Origin of the sequence: Bacillus sp. AR4-2 (assembly GCF_008274865.1) — a bacterium.
In the GTDB taxonomy this organism is placed as follows: Bacteria; Bacillota; Bacilli; order Bacillales; family Bacillaceae_G; genus Bacillus_A; species Bacillus_A cereus.
Window position 1 is genome coordinate 4,728,913 of record NZ_CP031062.1, and the last position, 15,894, is coordinate 4,744,806.

Sequence of the window (15,894 nt, forward strand, 5' to 3'; positions counted from 1 at the left end):
TTGTCGACAAATCGATATTCCTTGTCGAAACGTTGATATATTGAAATAATCGTTGATATATTCCCGTTTATGATCGATATATTTGAAAAATCGTTGATATATTTAGCTGAACACCCACCCGGGTATCCTCTCCCGAGCCAAGCCAAGACAAATCCGCAAAACAAAAAAGCGCCCTGCACAGCAGGACGCTTTCTTCATACATATATTATCCAGTTCCAGCGGCTAGAATAAGCCGCTGCCACTTTTAAATATTGTCCAGCTTCGCCTCCTAGACCTTCATGTCTAAGAACCTTCCGCACGAGAAGATAAAAAGCATCTTCTGTGCGAAAGAACCTTAGCCAACGGGTCTGAACAATCGGCTCCGCATTTCTATTTAACCAATAGAACCTTCCATCTCAAACTTGATTAGGCGGTTCATTTCAACTGCGTATTCCATTGGAAGTTCGCGAGTGAATGGCTCGATGAAGCCCATTACGATCATTTCTGTGGCTTCTTGCTCAGAAATACCGCGGCTCATTAGGTAGAATAATTGTTCTTCTGATACTTTCGATACTTTCGCTTCGTGCTCAAGTGAAACGTAATCGTTTTTGATTTCGTTGTAAGGAATTGTATCAGATGTAGATTGGTTATCCATGATTAACGTGTCACACTCGATGTTAGAGCGAGAGTTTTTCGCTTTTGGTCCGAAGTGTACGATACCACGGTAAGTTACTTTACCACCATGCTTCGCAATCGATTTAGAAACGATTGTTGAAGACGTGTTTGGTGCTAAGTGAATCATTTTCGCACCAGCATCTTGGTGTTGGCCTTTACCAGCAATCGCGATAGATAATGTTAAACCACGAGCGCCTTCGCCTTTTAAGATAACTGCTGGGTATTTCATCGTTAATTTAGATCCGATGTTACCGTCAATCCATTCCATCGTTGCGTTTTCTTCACAAACCGCACGTTTTGTAACTAGGTTGTATACGTTGTTCGCCCAGTTTTGGATTGTTGTATAACGGCAATATGCATCTTTCTTAATGATGATTTCTACTACCGCACTGTGAAGTGAGTTAGTCGTGTAAACAGGTGCTGTACAACCTTCTACGTAGTGTACGTGTGCGCCTTCGTCTACGATGATAAGCGTACGCTCGAATTGTCCCATATTTTCAGAGTTAATACGGAAATACGCTTGAAGTGGTGTATCAACTTTAACACCTTTTGGAACGTAGATGAATGATCCACCAGACCAAACTGCAGAGTTTAATGCAGAGAATTTGTTGTCTGTTGGTGGGATTACTTTTCCGAAATGCTCACGGAAAATATCTTCGTTCTCTTTTAATGCGCTATCTGTATCTTTGAAGACGATTCCTAGAGCTTCTAGGTCTTCTTTCATGTTGTGGTATACAACTTCAGATTCGTACTGTGCAGATACACCAGCTAAATATTTTTGCTCAGCTTCTGGAATACCTAATTTATCAAATGTTGCTTTAATTTCATCAGGTACTTCATCCCAAGACTTCTCAGATTTCTCAGATGGTTTTACGTAGTACGTAATTTCATCGAAATCTAAGTCGTTTAAGTCGCCGCCCCATTGTGGCATTGGCATTTCGTAGAACTTATCCAGTGATTTTAAACGGAAGTCTAACATCCACTGTGGTTCTTCTTTCATACGTGAAATTTCTTCAACGATTTCTTTTGTTAAACCGCGTCCAGCACGGAAAATCGAAACGTCTTTGTCTTTGAAACCATATTTATAATCGCCGATATCTGGCAGTTGCTTCGCCATGTTGGTGTGTCCCTCCTTAGATAACCTCGTTTTTAGGAACCTTTAACATTACTTATCTTCGTTTAAGCCCTTTTCTAACGCTTTCCACGCTAATGTTGCACATTTAATACGTGCAGGGAACTTGCATACGCCTTGTAATGCTTCAATATCTCCTAAATCGATGCTGTCATCGTACTCTTTTCCTAGCATCATGTCAGAGAAAATTTTCGAAAGCTGAAGTGCTTCTTCAATTTTCTTACCTTTTACTGCTTGTGTCATCATTGAAGCTGAAGACATTGAGATTGAACATCCTTCACCTTCAAACTTCGCCTCTTGCACAATACCTTCTTCTACTTTCATCGTAAGTTGAATACGATCGCCGCAAGTTGGATTGTTCAAGTTAACGGTAACACTATCTTCTAACACGCCATGGTTACGAGGATTTTTGTAATGATCCATAATAACTTGACGATATAACGTATCTAAATTATTAAATGACATTTGTGAAATACTCCTTTGTCTTGATTAGCGATTCAACAAATGTATCAATTTCTTCTTTTGTATTATATAAATAGAAGCTCGCACGTGCTGTTGAAGAAGCTTTTAGCCACTTCATAAGCGGTTGTGCACAGTGATGTCCTGCGCGAACTGCAATGCCTTCTACATCTAATACAGTCGCAACATCGTGAGGATGTACGTCTTCAATATTAAATGTAACAAGACCAGCGCGATGCTTTGGACCATAAATTGTAACGCCATCTACTTCTGATAGTCTTTCTAAAGCGTATTGCGCTAATTCATGCTCATGCTTTTCAATATTATCAAGACCGATTTCTTCTAGGAAATCAATTGCCGCACCAAGTCCGATTGCATTACCGATAATCGGTGTACCTGCTTCAAACTTCCACGGAAGCTCTTTCCACGTAGATTCTTGTAAATCTACGAAATCAATCATTTCACCGCCAAATTCAATTGGCTCCATATTGTTCAGCAATTCTTTTTTACCATATAATACGCCGATACCTGTAGGTCCGCACATCTTATGAGCAGATAATGCGTAGAAATCACAGTTTAAATCTTGTACATCCACTTTCATGTGAGGTGTACTTTGTGCACCATCAACGACCATAATTGCGCCATTTTCGTGTGCAATTGCTCCGATTTCTTTTACAGGGTTAATCGTTCCAAGTACGTTTGATACTTGCATAATAGAAACGATTTTTGTATTCGGTGTAACTGTTTGACGAACATCTTCTAAAGAAATTGTACCGTCTGGTTGAAGCGGAAGATATTTTAAAGTTGCACCAGTTTTCTTCGCAACTTGTTGCCACGGAATGATATTACTATGGTGCTCCATGTAAGAAATAACGATTTCATCGCCCTCTTTTACATTTTCAAGACCATAGCTAGCTGCTACTGTATTTAATGCAGTTGTCGTTCCGCGTGTGAAAATAATCTCTTCCATTGATTTCGCGTTAATAAACTTGCGAACTTTCTCACGTGCACCTTCATACGCGTCGGTAGCTTTCGTACCGAGCGTATGAACACCGCGATGCACGTTAGAATTATATTCTTTATAGTAACGTTCTAACGTTTCAATGACTTGAATTGGTTTTTGAGAAGTTGCTGCACTATCGAAATAAACAAGTTGTTTGCCGTTCACTTTTTGATCAAGAATTGGAAACTGTTTGCGTATTTCATGAATATTCATTAGCGAACTTTCCTTTCAATTACCTCAACAAGCTGTGCCTTTACTCCTTCAATTGGAAGCTCATTAACTACAGGTGCTAAGAATCCATGGATGACTAAACGTTCTGCTTCGCGTTTTGGAATACCACGGCTCATCAAGTAGTATAGTTGGACTGGATCTACGCGACCTACTGAAGCTGCGTGACCTGCCATTACATCATCTTCGTCGATTAAAAGAATTGGGTTTGCATCACCGCGTGCTTTTTCATCTAACATAAGAACGCGAGAAGATTGTTGTGCATTTGATTTAGATGCACCGTGTTCAATCTTACCAATTCCGTTAAAGATAGATGTTGCACTATCTTTTTGTACACCGTGTTTTAAAATCCAACCTTCAGAGTGTTTACCGAAGTGAACAACTTTAGTTGTAAAGTTTTGTGTTTGGTTACCACGGCCAATTGTTACTGTTTTCGTATCAGCATATGAACCGTCGCCCATTAAGTTCGTAACGTTCTCTGAAATTGTGTTTCCGTCATTCATAAGGCCTAGAGCCCAATCAATACGGCCGTCGCGTCCTACAACGCCGCGGCGGTTAACGTAAGTTGTTACGTCTTTTGCTAATAGATCAACCGCACCGAATTTCACTTGTGCGCCTTGTTCCACGATTACTTCTGCCACGATATTTGCAATACCTTTAGCATTTTCATTTGCAACATAGTTTTCTACATAAGTTGCAGTACTGTTCGCATCAGCTACGAATAGTACGTGATTATATACGTTAGCTTCTTCGCCGTCTACTAAGAATACAGCTTGAAGCGGAGTTTCAAGAACAACGTTTTTCGGAACATATACGAATGCACCGCCGTTGATTAATGCAGCATGAAGTGCAGTTAGACGATGCTCGTCTACCTTCACGCCGTCTTTCATTAAGTACTTTTGTACTAGTTCAGCGTGCTCAGTTGCTGCTGTTACGATGTCTGTAAAAATAACACCTTTTTCTTTTGCTTCGTCTGCTAAAGAAACGAATGCAGTTGTACCAGTACGTTGCACTAATACGCTGTTATTTTCATCGATTAAGTTTTTCACTGCTTCTGGAAGTTCAGTTAAAGAACTTACAGGCTCTTGCTTAGCAGCGTCGCCTTTTCCGATAAAGTCCCATTTGTCAATTTTCGTTTTATCAGGCGTTGGCATTGGAAGTTCAGTTGCTTGTGCAAGAGCTTGTAAGCGGAACTCAGTCAACCAAGCTGCTTCGTTTAATTCGCTTGCGCGTTGACGGATTGTTTCTTGATCGAAAGGTAATGTACCGATTGTCATGTTTATGCTCCTCTCTTACGCTTCTTGCTCTGTTGTTTCGTCTTCAATACCTAATTCTTTTTTAATCCAGTCGTAACCTTCAGCTTCTAGACGTTGTGCAAGCTCAGGGCCACCAGATTTAACGATACGACCGTTCATCATAACGTGAACGAAGTCTGGAGTGATGTAGTTTAATAAACGTTGGTAATGCGTAATCATTAGGCAACCGAACTCTTCGCCGCGCATTTCGTTAATACCTTTAGATACAACTTTTAATGCATCGATATCAAGACCTGAGTCAATTTCATCTAAGATTGCGATTTTTGGCTCAATCATCATTAATTGAAGAATTTCGTTACGTTTTTTCTCTCCACCAGAGAAACCTTCGTTTAAGTAACGTTGTGCCATTTCTGGATCCATTTCTAGGAATTCCATGTTTTTATCTAATGTACGGATAAATTTCATAAGAGAAATTTCATCGCCTTCTTCACGACGTGCATTAATTGCAGAACGTAAGAAGTCAGCGTTTGTTACTCCGCTAATTTCACTTGGATATTGCATTGCTAGGAATAGACCCGCTTGTGCGCGCTCGTCTACTTCCATTTCTAATACATCTTCACCGTCGATGATGATGCTACCTTCTGTTACTTCATACTTTGGGTGACCCATAATTGCAGAAGATAAAGTTGATTTACCTGTTCCGTTAGGTCCCATAATTGCGTGGATTTCTCCACCTTTTACTTCAAGGTTTACACCCTTTAAAATTTCTTTGCCATCAATTGATACGTGTAAGTCTTTAACCGTTAATGTAGAACCAGCCATCTCAATACCTCCATTAATCCTATATATACATTTTAAAAATTCCTAAAACGTTCATATTCTCATTTTATTCTCATTCTAATTTTATATCAAATAAAATGATATCGCAAACGACGAAAAAAAGTAACCGTTTTTTCACAAATGTATATAAGTATTTCCTTCACATCTTTCTATGATACACCTTTCTTCTTATTTATATAAAGAAAAAAGGACTGGTAATTTTCCAGCCCTTTCCTTATATTTATTCACTTACCGGAAGTACAGCACCTTTATATTCTTTATTAATAAAATCTTGAATTTCTTTTGAATGTAGCACTTCTACTAGCTCTTTAATTTCTTTTTTCTTCTCATCACCTTTACGAACTGCAATGATGTTTGCATACGGAGAGTCTGATCCTTCAATCGCAATTGCATCCTTTGTTGGATTTAATTTTGCATCAATTGCATAGTTTGAATTAATAAATAAAGCATCTCCCTCATTATTTTCATACAATTTCGGTGAAAGTCCAGGTTCAACATCTGTTTTAAATTTTAAGTTTTTCGGGTTTTCTACAACATCTTTTACTGTTGCTTTAACAACATCTACTCCGTCTTTTAATTTAATAACGCCGCCTTTTTGTAACAGCGCTAGCATGCGGCCACGCTCCGCTACGTTATTACTCATAATCACTGTCCCGCCATCTGGTAAGTCTTTTAAGCTTTTATATTTCTTAGAATAAATACCCATTGGCTCTAAATGGATTTTTCCTGCGTTTACAATTTTATATCCCTTTTCTTGAATTTCTTTATCTAAGTAAGGAATATGCTGGAAGTAGTTCGCATCAATTTCTTTATCCGCTAACGCTTTATTTGGCAGTACATAATCCTGGAACTTTTTAATCTCTAACTTAATGCCTTTTTTCTCTAATATCGGCTGTGCCTTTTCTAAAATAACAGCGTGTGGCACGTTAGAAGCTCCCACAACAAGCTTATTCTCCTCTTTGCTCCCGCAAGCAACTAATGTAAATACAGACAACGCTGTAACAACTGACAGTAGAACCTTTTTCATATGATTTCCCCTTCTCCCCAATGGTTATGTAGTTATAAAAAGAGCCGGCATACACCAGCCCTTTTCAGCAATTATTCTTTTACAGGAACAACTGCCCCTTTATATTCTTTATTAATGAAGTCTTCAATTTCTTTAGAATGCAATACTTCTACAAGAGCTTTAATCTCTTTCTTATCTTTATCGCCTTTACGAACAGCTACTATGTTTGCGTATGGTGAATCATTTCCTTCAATTGCAATTGCATCTTTTTCCGGATTTAACTTTGCATCAATTGCATAGTTAGAGTTAATTAAAACAGCGTCGCCTTCTTTATTGTTATACACTTGTGGCAATAAACCAGGCTCGATATCCGTTTTGAATTTTAGATTTTTCGGATTATCTGCAATATCTTTTGTAGTTGCTTTAACTGGATCTATTCCGTCTTTAATTTTTAAAATACCTTCTTTTTGTAAAATTGCTAAACCACGTCCGTGGTCAGCAACTGAATTACTCATAATAATTGTCGCACCATCTGGAAGCTCTTTTAAACTCTTATACTTTTGAGAGTACACACCAATTGGTTCTAAATGAATCTTTCCTGCTACTTCAAAGTCATACTTTTTATCTTTAATTTCTTTTTCTAAATACGGAATATGCTGGAAGTAGTTTGCATCTAATTCCTTATCCGCTAACGATTTATTTGGTAATACGTAGTCTTGGAATTTTTTAATTTCTAATTCAATTCCTTTTTTCTCAAGTAACGGTTTTGCCTTTTCTAAAATAACAGCGTGCGGTACGTTAGAAGCACCAACAACAAGTTTCTTTTCATCTTTATCTTTCCCGCCACAAGCAGCTAATCCAAAAATTGAAGTTGAAATAAGTGCCGTAAGTAATAATTTTTTCATTTGAAACATCCTCCCGTTTTTCATTATCGTTTATCTATTCGAGTCGTTAAACTATCACCAATCCACTGAATGAAAAATACAACTAGTAATACACAAATTGTCGCAACGATTGTTACATCGTTATTCCCTCTTTGGAATCCTTCTAAGTAAGCAAGTGTTCCAAGGCCACCAGCACCAACAACTCCTGCCATTGCTGTATAGCCTACTAAAGCAATTGTCGTAACCGTAATACCAGATACTAATGCTGGTAACGATTCTGGAATTAACACTTTCAAAATAATTGTGCTTGTTTTTGCTCCCATTGCTTTTGAAGCTTCAATTACACCTTTATCAATTTCGCGAAGTGCGATTTCAACCATTCTCGCGTAGAATGGTGCCGCTCCAATAATTAAAGCCGGCAAAGCTGCACTTGCTCCAAGAATTGTTCCAAGAAGAATCTTTGTGAATGGGATTAATAAAATAATTAAAATGATGAATGGTATAGAACGGAATATATTTACGAATGCTCCAATCACCGTATTAATTGATTTGTTTTCCCATAAATTATCTTTTGCTGTCATGAAGAGTAACAATCCTAAAATGAGTCCTAAAACAAATGTCGCAAGAGCTGCGATTGCCGTCATATATAACGTTTCACCAGTTGCTTCTAACATTTGATTCCAATCAACATTTGTGAGTAACTTATCCATGTGCAATCACCTCCAGCTCTACTTGATCTTGATGAATTCCTTCTATTGCTTGCAGGATCGCTGTTTCCTCACCATTTAAATGAACAACTAAACTACCGTAAGAACCGTTATTCGTTTGTGCGATATTTCCTTGCAAAATGCTAACTTCTATGTCACTGCGTTGCATCAATCGTTGAAGCACTGGTCTTTCTACAGCCTCACCGATAAACTGCAAACGAATTACTTTTCCATCTGGATATTTTTCAATTAAACATTCAATCGTTTCATTTGTATCTTCAGAATCCGTTAACTGCTGTACAAATCGTTTCGTAATATCTTGCTTCGGATTACGGAATACATCAAGTACTGGACCTGTTTCTACAATCTTTCCTTTCTCCATTACCGCAACACGATTACAAATCTTTCGAATTACGTGCATCTCATGTGTAATGAGTACAATTGTTAAACCAAGGCGCTTATTAATGTCTAATAGTAAATCCAAAATTTGATCTGTCGTTTCCGGATCAAGAGCTGACGTTGCTTCGTCACATAAAAGCACTTGTGGATTGTTAGCTAATGCTCTTGCAATCCCAACGCGTTGCTTTTGTCCCCCGCTCAGCTGAGATGGGTACGCGTCTCCTCTTCCTTCTAATCCAACAAGATGAATTAATTCATCAACACGTTTTCTTCTCTTCGCTTTATCAACACCTGCAATTTCAAGTGGAAACTCTATATTTTCACGTACAGTTCGTGACCAAAGTAAGTTGAAGTGCTGAAAAATCATTCCGATTTCTTGCCTTGCCTTACGAAGTTCGCTTCCTGTAATTGCTGAAATGACACGATTTGCAATTGTAATTTGGCCAGAAGTTGGTTTCTCCAACTGATTGAACAATCTAATTAAAGAACTTTTTCCAGCGCCACTATATCCGATAACACCAAATATTTCACCTTTATCTATTTTTAAATTGGCATTATCTACAGCAGTGACATCACCGCTTTTCGCCTTATATATTTTCTTTACGTTCTCTAATAGAATCATGATGTTCACCCCTTTTTTGTTTAGGTCGACTCCGCAATTTTTTTATTTTTAATGCGTGTAGTCCACTGTTATCATTACTTTTATTATTTGAATGTCCTCCACATTCAAACAATAAAAAAACCTTTCTGCTTTAGAGAAGCAGAAAGGTTTTTATGCGTATATAACAACATTATCCCTCTCTCTCATCTCTCAAAGCATTTGCTTTGCAGGAATTGGCACCATTTCAACATAAGTTGACGGTTGCCGGGCTTCACAGGGCACAGTCCCTCCACCTCTCTTGATAAGAGAAATCAGATTCAATTTTCGTCTGATTTGAAATTTATGAAATTGTCTATATTTTATGACTTGAATTGTATCAATATACACTCACCATGTCAACAGAAATTTTCGCAAAAAATGAAACTTCAGAATTTTAAGCACCTACTGACATCGGTTTACATATATGAAACATCGATTCCACTAATAACATCGTTCGGTACGTTCCCGAATATTGTACACGTCCATCATTCATTAGCATTTGCAATCGTACATTTCCATTCACCAATTGTTCTATATCCTTTTCATCTAAGCAAATGATTTGTTCCGTTCCTCTTTCTTCATGTACCAGCTCTATATAATCTCTTGAAATTTGTAACGAACAACTTTCATCTCCAAAGCGAAAATTAACAGTTTTTTCTTCTTGTCTTAAAAGCGGTTCTAAATGATATTGAGCATTAGCGTAATTTACAAATGATTGAAGCAAAGAATATAATCTCACCCTAAATCACATCCTTCATATCACTTTCTATTACATACCATTCCCTCTCACTAAAGAGCAATCCTGTTATTTTCGCTCGACAAATACTGTATCCACCCTGCATCTCGACATATTTCCCAAGAAATATGTCGAGGCGGCAAAAATTTTGCCGCCTACTTTAATTCCGTATATAAATATTCAACCGAATGAAATGCGTATATCTTCTTCATCAGTGTCCCATTTTCAAAAACAAGTAAACAAGGTACACTTTCAATCCCGTACTCTTTCGCTAAATGCGGAGCATAATTTAAATCTAACATCCCAATTTTGAGGCCTTCAATTGTCATCTCAACGACTGTTAACATCTTTTTTGCTAATTGGCATGTTCCACACATTGGAGTATATACATATAATACTGTTTTTTCTTCGTTCTCTATTAGGGCTGTAGCTTCGGCTCCTGTCCAATCAATCACTTCTATCATTCCTTACCGTAAATATTCTGTATAAACGTCAATGTCGGCTCCCCATAATACATTTGCTAAGTGTGTAGATGGCGCAGTTGCCACTTCTCGGTACGAGCGATCAATATAGATATGCTCGGCTTGCGGGAATTCTTTTCGAAATTGTTTCCTTAACTTTTCTCCAGCATCATCAGCATCCACTAGCACATACACTTCCTTATCAAAAAACTGATCAACGAGCTCATCCATTTTCGACAAACCAATTGTACCATTTGTACAAACAATTTCCACCGGTTCACGAATAATAGATTCAATCTTTCTTCTATCTGATGTACCTTCTACAATAATGACTTTTTCTACATAAATCATATGTCATCACCCGATCACCATATACTATATAACCTTGAACTTAGTATATAGTATATTCGTTATTTTCATGTTGTTTCCTGTTTATTTTTGCAAAAGAAAAGCGCAAGCGGCTCGTTTAGATTGTGAGGGGGATGGAGCTTCTGACGTAAAGGCGCTTTTGGCCTTGCAGGAAGAAGCGAAGCCACCGAACAATCTAGCCGCTGGAGCTAGACAATGAAAAGCGCAAGCGGCTCATTCAGATTGTGAAGACTTATGAAACCTTACCACAAAACAGTTTTTCTCATAATAGCTTATTTATTTACATATAACTTGAATTTCATTATTTCACAAAAAATAAAAAAGGACAGCACAAAGGCTGTCCTTTAGTCGACTATAATTAGTCTTGGTTTGTCATTTCTGCATATTTTTCTGCAGTTAATAACTTCTCAACTTGGCTTGCATCAGAAAGTTCAACTTTAACCATCCATGCACCCTCGTATGGAGATTCGTTAACAAGTTCTGGTTGGTCACTTAATTCTTCGTTTACTGCTACAACTTTACCGCTTACAGGTGCGTATAACTCAGAAACTGTTTTAACAGATTCTACGCTTCCGAATGGCTCGTTAGCTTCGATTGTTGCACCTACTTCAGGAAGTTCAACGAATACGATATCGCCTAGCTCACCTTGTGCAAAGTGAGTGATACCGATAACAACTTCATTACCTTCAGTTTTTACCCATTCGTGTTCTTCAGAGTAACGTAAATTATTTGGAATGCTCATGACTGTACCTCCAGTGAATGTATTAATTATGTAAAAATACCTTATTGGTACTTTTTCCACACACTTTCAAACTGCTCTTCGTTAAAACCAAGTGTTACATTCGTTCCATCTGTTACAATTGGACGTTTAATCAACATGCCATCAGATGCTAAAAGCTCATACATTTCGTCTTCGCTTGCATCTTTCAACTTATCTTTTAGACCAAGTTCACGGTAACGCATTCCACTTGTATTAAAGAATTTTTTTAATGGTAATTCACTTTTTTCATGTAAATTACGTAAATCTTCTTTTGATGGTGGATTTTCAACAATATGAATCATCTCATATGCTACATCGTTTGCCTCAAACCATTTCTTTGCCTTTTGACATGTGCCACACTTTGGATATGAATAAAATGTTACTGTCATAAATTCACCTACTTTTTTACTAACCTTTACCTTTATCATATAGAAAACGTTTTATTATTTCAAACCATTATTCGCTAAACTTTTACTTATTTCGTGATAATTTTTAATAATCCTGCGAATTTTTCTTATTTTTCCGCCATTTGTTAAGAAAAAAATAAATATATAAATTTTTTAGATTCTGCACCAAACATATATCTTAAACAAGCGTTTGATTAATTCTCCATTTTCTTTCTTAACCTTTGAACTACAGGAGTTTCTTTCTACCGAACATACAGCTTAAACAAACGTTTGATTAATTCTCTATTTTTCTTTGTTAACCCTTGAGTTACATCGGTTTCTTCCTACCGAACATACAGCTTAAACAAACGTTTGATTAAAAAAATAAGAAGCCTCTTTTGTAGGCTCCTTCATTATCTATTTAAATAATCTGCAATTGTTTGAAATACGACGATATACATATTATGAATACTTTCTTCTGTATTTCCACCATTCGATAAACCAATTGCCCATTGTTGTCCTTCACCACTTCCGATATTCGCAAACCCTTGCGTATACATAGCATTTACATCTTTTCGGGCACTGTTATACTCTATCCCTTTTGTAATAAAAATCGAATATGATTTATCTTGTAAACCGATAAAAAACACTGGTTTCTTTAGTGATGAAAATACATTTTTATATTGCTCTGTTGAGGCTTCTTGAAAGTGATCTTTCATTATTAGAAAACCATCTACTTCCTTAGATTTCTTTTCCAGTTCCTCTAACTTCATTTCCTCAAACTTTATATTCCTAAACGTATCTTTCGGTTTTTCTCCAACAACTCCAATTACGAGTGCTCTTCCGTTATATTCTAATTTCTCTCCTTCTTTATCCTTTGCACACCCAGCACCGACTAGGCATATCAATATAAAAAATAAGAAATACGATAAACGCTTCATTTAGCACCCTCCCCTTCTTTTTAGTCAAGTGACAAAAACGTAAGGTTAATTCAAGAAAATGTAAGTAAAATCGATAGCCCAATTCACGTTTCTATATTATAATCAATTGAATTTACTTACATTACTAAACATAGGAGATCAACATGAAGAAATTTAAACTTTCATCTTTTCTTCCGTTAAGTTATATACTTCTACTCGTGCTCGTAAGTCCCCTTTACGACGTATTAAATAAATCGACTGTTCACGCAGTAGACGTTACAACTGTAGTGGATGATTGGATTCCATTTGTAAAAGCATTTATTATTCCTTATTTACTTTGGTTTCCATACTTATACGGCGCACTTATTTATTACTGCTTCGCTGACCGAAAGCAATATTATGTTACTTTAAGTAGTGTTATTTTTGGAAAGCTTGCTTGTTTTTCTATTTATTATTTTTGGCAAACAACTGTACCACGTCCGACTGTCGTTGGAACAGATGTATTTTCTGAACTAGTTCGCTATATTTATAGTATCGACCAGCCAGTAAACTGTTTCCCTAGCATTCACGTTCTTACTACATTTGTAATTATGTTAGCTGCCTTTAAGCGTAGAGAACAGCATGTTTTTGAATATTACATCCTTACTTTCTTCGGTACACTTATTATTTTATCAACGCTATTTACGAAGCAGCATGCCTTTGTAGATGCCGTTTCTGGAATGACGCTTGCAAGTATACTTTACTTCGGCGTTCAGCTCTTATTGGCCAAAGAACCAATAAGAGTTCCAGTAAAACAAAATCATAGAATGTAGCATGACAAAAAAGCAGACTGTGGCTTCAGTCTGCTTTTATCTATTATTAAGGAGATTTTCAATTTAAGATTGCGGTACAGTCATATCACCAGAATGAATACGACCTGCTTTTTTAAGAGCAATGTAAAGTATATAAGAAACAGCTACTGGAATGACGATATAAGTAATTACCATCGCCGGGAGAACTTCCCATCCTTGGCTGGAAATTAAATTAATTGGTGCGATAAGAGAACTTAATCCAAGACCTGCAATTTCCTTTCCTGCTTCCAGTTGGAAAATTAATGCTGATACTGGACCGACTATAGCACTGGCGACGACAGTTGGGACGAGAATCATTGGATTTTTAGTGATATTTGGCAATTGTACTTTCGGAGTACAAAGTGCTTGAGCTAATATGCCACCTAAATTGTTTTCTTTCGCTGAGATGACAGAGAATCCGATAAACTGAGCAACGCAGCCGGCAAGAGCAGCACCACCTGCAACACCGTCTAAGCTAAGTGCAATTGCTAACGCAGCTGATGAAGCTGGAGAGATAAGTAATAGTCCCCAAACTACTGCAATGACGATAGAAGCGATGAATGGGCTACCAGCTGAGCTATCTTTAATAAACGCTCCAACTGCATTTAAAACAGGAGTAATATTATGAGATAACCAAATGCCTACTAAACCAGAACCTAATATGGCCGCAAATGGAACGAGCATCATATCTAACGCAGTTTTTCCACTTAAACGTTTACCAATATATACAGCTAAAGTTGCTGTTAATAATGCACCGATTGGCTCACCTGTTTTAATAATTAGACCAGCTTCAGTAATTGAAATGGATCCGGCACCAATCGCTCCGGCTACCATCGCCGAGAAGATTACAAGACCGTTTGCACCGAGCATAAAAGCAATGCCGGCACCAATTGCCGGTGCCATTAGTGATTTTGCAACAACTCCGATTGTAATAAGTAATGGTATATCAACAATTCTTCCTATATTTTCGATCAGTAAACCAATTCCGAGGGATACGAAAATACCTTGTGCGATTCCAGCAGATGCTTTAAATACACGAGACATTATATATTCCTTCATTTGTTTCACCTTCTCCTATAAGTTAGTAACCAATTGTTTTCATATAATCACGTAAAATATCGTTTGATTTTGCGAATCGAGATTCTTCATCCTCTGTTAAATTGAGTTCTACAACTTCTCTTATACCGTCTCTAGTAATAATAGCTGGTACTCCTGTACAAATATCATATTCACCGTACTCACCATCTAAAATGGCTGATACAGCAATGACACGGTGATCATCATTAAAGATTGAACTCGCAATATATGCTAGAGAATTTCCAATCCCGTAATAAGTAGTTCCTTTACGTTTATAAATTTCCCAGCCAGCTTTTGCAGTCTTCTCAACAATTTCATCTAAATCTATTTCACCAAATCGTTCTTTTTGTTCTTCTAAAATTTGCAGAATTGGCTTTCCACCAACAGTTACATGAGACCAAGCAACCATTTGAGAATCACCATGTTCTCCTAATGAATACCCATGAATACTACGAGGATCTACATGTAGCATTTCAGATAAAATTGTTCTTAAGCGAGAAGAATCTAGTGATGTACCAGTACCGATTACGCGATTTCTAGGTAATCCAGATAATTTCCACACTTGATATGTAATAATATCAACTGGGTTCGATGCAAGTAAGAAAATACCATCAAATCCACTTGCCATTACACCACCAACAACACTTTCCATAATCTTCGCACTCGCTCCTAAAGTATCTAAGCGACTTTGTCCAGGTTTTGGTGCTGGCCCTGCTGTAATAATAACAATGTCCATATCTTTGCAGTCTTCATAGCTTCCTGCATATACTTTTGTTCTTGTATTTGTAAAGTTAATGCAATGTGATAAATCCATTGCTTCCCCAACTGCACGTTCATGATTTATATCAATTAATAATAGCTCTTCGCAAATACCTTGATTCACAATAGAATACGCACAACTTGATCCAACTAATCCAGTACCGATAATTGCAATTTTTCTTGTATGTCTTTTCATAGCAATCTCTCCTAATTGATCATATAATCTATTTCTTTTGTTCTTTACAATCCTAATTATAGAGGTTCTCACGATAGAAACCATGGATACTTTGTGAAATATTGAACAAAGTTTTTGTCCTTTTTGTGAATTGTTATATTCCATTTTCGTCATATTTGTTACAACTGGAAAAATATTTATTATGTATTTATT

Annotated in this window: 18 protein-coding genes and 1 riboswitch; of the genes, 1 reads left to right on the plus strand and 17 read right to left on the minus strand. The window is 37.1% G+C overall.

Translation table 11 applies throughout. The features are described 5' to 3' along the window. Nucleotides 1-373: 373 nt before the first annotated feature. From sufB to DN399_RS24660, 15 genes are all read right to left on the minus strand, one after another. Nucleotides 374-1,771, minus strand: coding sequence for a Fe-S cluster assembly protein SufB (sufB, locus tag DN399_RS24585; RefSeq protein ID WP_001118827.1), 1,398 nt, complete (start codon nt 1,769-1,771; stop codon nt 374-376). A 48-nt stretch (nt 1,772-1,819) separates the two neighbouring features. Beyond that, entirely contained in the window at nt 1,820-2,251 is a 432-nt protein-coding gene (gene sufU, locus DN399_RS24590; protein WP_000009523.1) for a Fe-S cluster assembly sulfur transfer protein SufU, read from the minus strand. Further along, nucleotides 2,241-3,461, minus strand: a complete 1,221-nt coding sequence (sufS, locus tag DN399_RS24595; protein ID WP_001020767.1) for a cysteine desulfurase SufS — start codon at nt 3,459-3,461, stop codon at nt 2,241-2,243. The genes sufU and sufS overlap by 11 nt, the downstream gene beginning before the upstream one ends. Beyond that, a complete protein-coding gene (gene sufD / locus DN399_RS24600) occupies nt 3,461-4,753 on the minus strand; it encodes a Fe-S cluster assembly protein SufD (RefSeq protein ID WP_016123697.1) in 1,293 nt (430 codons plus the stop codon). Before sufD ends, sufS begins: the two co-directional genes overlap by 1 nt. Before the next feature lie 15 nt (nt 4,754-4,768). Next, nucleotides 4,769-5,554 carry a Fe-S cluster assembly ATPase SufC gene (sufC, locus tag DN399_RS24605; RefSeq protein WP_000929160.1) on the minus strand — a complete coding sequence of 262 codons (786 nt, stop codon included), beginning with the start codon at nt 5,552-5,554 and terminating at the stop codon, nt 4,769-4,771. 238 nt (nt 5,555-5,792) lie between these two features. Continuing rightward, entirely contained in the window at nt 5,793-6,599 is an 807-nt protein-coding gene (metQ, locus tag DN399_RS24610; protein WP_086388937.1) for a methionine ABC transporter substrate-binding lipoprotein MetQ, read from the minus strand. A gap of 71 nt (nt 6,600-6,670) precedes the next feature. Further along, entirely contained in the window at nt 6,671-7,483 is an 813-nt protein-coding gene (gene metQ, locus DN399_RS24615) for a methionine ABC transporter substrate-binding lipoprotein MetQ (RefSeq protein ID WP_000735102.1), read from the minus strand. Nucleotides 7,484-7,506: 23 nt separating this feature from the next. Beyond that, nucleotides 7,507-8,172, minus strand: a complete 666-nt coding sequence (locus DN399_RS24620; RefSeq protein ID WP_076876010.1) for a methionine ABC transporter permease — start codon at nt 8,170-8,172, stop codon at nt 7,507-7,509. Further along, on the minus strand, nt 8,165-9,190 hold the full coding sequence (locus DN399_RS24625; protein WP_149150013.1) for a methionine ABC transporter ATP-binding protein: 1,026 nt from the start codon (nt 9,188-9,190) through the stop codon (nt 8,165-8,167). The genes DN399_RS24620 and DN399_RS24625 overlap by 8 nt, the downstream gene beginning before the upstream one ends. 179 nt (nt 9,191-9,369) lie before the next feature. Beyond that, a riboswitch (SAM riboswitch) is annotated at nt 9,370-9,477 on the minus strand. 125 nt (nt 9,478-9,602) lie between these two features. Beyond that, a complete protein-coding gene (locus DN399_RS24630) occupies nt 9,603-9,947 on the minus strand; it encodes a hypothetical protein (protein WP_001242136.1) in 345 nt (114 codons plus the stop codon). A gap of 152 nt (nt 9,948-10,099) precedes the next feature. Beyond that, entirely contained in the window at nt 10,100-10,408 is a 309-nt protein-coding gene (locus DN399_RS24635) for a thioredoxin family protein (protein WP_002025020.1), read from the minus strand. Nucleotides 10,409-10,411: 3 nt separating this feature from the next. After that, nucleotides 10,412-10,756 carry a toprim domain-containing protein gene (locus DN399_RS24640; protein ID WP_000640870.1) on the minus strand — a complete coding sequence of 115 codons (345 nt, stop codon included), beginning with the start codon at nt 10,754-10,756 and terminating at the stop codon, nt 10,412-10,414. A 376-nt stretch (nt 10,757-11,132) separates the two neighbouring features. After that, nucleotides 11,133-11,516 (minus strand): glycine cleavage system protein GcvH, encoded by a 384-nt coding sequence (gene gcvH, locus DN399_RS24650; protein ID WP_000026897.1) that lies wholly within the window; start codon nt 11,514-11,516, stop codon nt 11,133-11,135. 41 nt (nt 11,517-11,557) lie between these two features. After that, complete coding sequence (locus DN399_RS24655) at nt 11,558-11,923, minus strand: arsenate reductase family protein (RefSeq protein WP_000218968.1); 366 nt, start codon at nt 11,921-11,923, stop codon at nt 11,558-11,560. Nucleotides 11,924-12,333: 410 nt separating this feature from the next. Beyond that, the gene (locus tag DN399_RS24660) at nt 12,334-12,861 is read right to left on the minus strand and encodes a hypothetical protein (protein ID WP_000826873.1); all 528 of its coding nucleotides are present in this window, start codon (nt 12,859-12,861) and stop codon (nt 12,334-12,336) included. Between the two features lie 143 nt (nt 12,862-13,004). Between DN399_RS24660 and DN399_RS24665 the strand changes: the two genes are divergently transcribed. Then, nucleotides 13,005-13,652 (plus strand): phosphatase PAP2 family protein, encoded by a 648-nt coding sequence (locus tag DN399_RS24665; RefSeq protein WP_000713775.1) that lies wholly within the window; start codon nt 13,005-13,007, stop codon nt 13,650-13,652. A gap of 63 nt (nt 13,653-13,715) precedes the next feature. Here the strand turns inward: DN399_RS24665 and DN399_RS24670 are convergent, their stop codons facing one another. Together DN399_RS24670 and DN399_RS24675 are read right to left on the minus strand one after the other, a co-directional pair. Further along, the gene (locus tag DN399_RS24670) at nt 13,716-14,729 is read right to left on the minus strand and encodes a PTS sugar transporter subunit IIC (RefSeq protein ID WP_000666172.1); all 1,014 of its coding nucleotides are present in this window, start codon (nt 14,727-14,729) and stop codon (nt 13,716-13,718) included. A 22-nt stretch (nt 14,730-14,751) separates the two neighbouring features. Next, the gene (locus DN399_RS24675) at nt 14,752-15,702 is read right to left on the minus strand and encodes an L-lactate dehydrogenase (RefSeq protein ID WP_000820649.1); all 951 of its coding nucleotides are present in this window, start codon (nt 15,700-15,702) and stop codon (nt 14,752-14,754) included. Nucleotides 15,703-15,894 lie beyond the last annotated feature (192 nt).